Raw genomic sequence first — 507 nt, forward strand, 5'->3', positions numbered from 1 at the left:
CTCGCGCGATCCGCTGGCGCCATTGGCCCATGTCACCGGCGAGGGGGTGCATGCAACGTCATTTACGCGGATCAGTTCGGTGCAGGAACTGGATGCGATCTTGGCAGCAAAACCGGGCAAGGTGGTCATGCTGGACTTCTATGCCGATTGGTGCGTTTCCTGCATTGAAATGGAAAAGCTGACTTTTTCCGACCCGCGTGTCCAGGCGCAGTTTGCCGACATGCTGCTGCTGCAGGTCGACGTGACGGCCAATAATGATGACGACCGTGCTTTGCTCAAGCGCTTTGGGCTGTTCGGCCCGCCAGGCATTATTTTCTTTGACCCCGCAGGCAGCGAAATCGCCGGCCGCCGCGTGATCGGGTACCAGAACGCCGAGAAATTCCTGGCATCCCTCAATGCGGTGAAACCGCCCCCGGCCAATTTGCCATCAGCAATCTGAGCTCGCACTCTTTCATGAAAGTTTTTATGTCCAAGTTTTTACACCGATTCAGCTTTCCATCCTTTCCG

At 56.2% G+C, this 507-nt stretch carries 1 protein-coding gene; it reads left to right on the forward strand.

The window, feature by feature from the left end; translation table 11 throughout:
* On the forward strand, positions 1-439 hold a 439-nt coding region (locus JK635_RS05845; RefSeq protein ID WP_202653053.1), incomplete at its 5' end, for a thioredoxin fold domain-containing protein.
* Positions 440-507 lie beyond the last annotated feature (68 nt).

Origin of the sequence: Neobacillus paridis, from assembly GCF_016765675.1 — a bacterium.
Taxonomy (GTDB): Bacteria; Bacillota; Bacilli; order Bacillales; family Cytobacillaceae; genus Neobacillus; species Neobacillus paridis.